Consider the following 1,211-nt stretch of genomic DNA (forward strand, 5'->3'; position numbering starts at 1 on the left):
CCCGGAATTTGCGCATCGCGCAAATTCCGGCCTCTCCCCGCAAGCGGGGAGAGGCGAAGACAGCACCTAAAACCATCCGCTGTGCTTGCGTTTGATTTCCTCAATCCGGTCCCACGCCGATGTCATCACGTCCTCCGTCAGGCCGATGTCGCGGCGCAACCAATCGGAAGCCGGATATTTGTCGACCCATGTGTAGCGATCGGTGCGTGACAGGCGTTGCCATGTGGCCTTGAGCGCTCGGGACCACCGGCGGATTCCAGGACTGCCGGCGTGAACGCCAACAGCCTCGTTCGAGGCGTCGCAAGCTGCGCGGGATGGCGGGGACATTGGCTACGCCGCTATTTGCATGCGCCGTTCGATCTCGCGATCGAGCGTGGCGGCGAGTTCGCTGCTCACTTCCACCATCGGCAGCCGCACTTCGGGGCTGTCGATCAGGCCGCTTCGCCACAGCCAGTACTTTGCAGGCGCGGGGCTCGGCTCCGCGAACAGCAGCCGCGTCAGCTCCGCGACCTCCCGCCAGCGCGCCAGCGCCGCATCGGGATTGCCGCGCTTCAGCTCGGTGTGGACGGCGGCGAACGTCGCGGTCTCGACATGTGCGGACAGCACGATGCCGCCGTCGGCGCCGTCACAGAGCGCCTCGTGATAGCTGGCGTCCTCGCCGGTGAGCACGCGAAAGCCCTGCGGCCGGTCGCGCAGCAGCGCGACGGATTGCTCGCGGCTCGCGCCGCAATCCTTCAGCCCGACGATGTTTGGATGCTCGGCGAGCCGCAGCAGCGTCTGGTTGGTGATGGTCACCGCGGTGCGATAGGGAATGTTGTAGAGCGCAAGCGGCCAGGCGGCGTGCTCGGCGAGCGCCTCGAAATGCGCCAGCAGTCCGCGCTGCGACGGCCGCACATAATAGGGGCTCGCGATCAGGTAACCGTCGATCGGCCAGTCCGCGGTCTCGTCGAGACGGTCCTGCAGCCGCGAGGTGTCGGCGCCGGACAGTCCGAGGCAGATCGGCACCGTGCGGCGGCCGGCCGCCATCTCGTCGCGCACGATGGCGACCAGGCGTTCCAGCTCGGCGTCCCTCAGCGTCATGCCTTCACCGGAGGTCGCCCCCAGGATGAAGCCGTCGACGGCCTGCGCCGTGTAGTGCCGCGCCAGCCGCCGCAGCGACGTCTCATCGAGACGGCCGTCGCGAAACGGCGTCACCAGCGGCAGCCAGAGCC

General features: G+C 67.9%; 1 protein-coding gene. It reads right to left on the reverse strand.

The genetic code is table 11. The features are described from left to right. Window positions 1–330 precede the first annotated feature (330 nt). Window positions 331–1,211: 4-hydroxy-tetrahydrodipicolinate synthase family protein (locus tag ACXJL8_RS41570; RefSeq protein ID WP_456687093.1), on the reverse strand; the 881-nt coding region annotated here is incomplete at its 5' end.

The organism is Bradyrhizobium sp. P5_C11_2 (genome assembly GCF_054049755.1).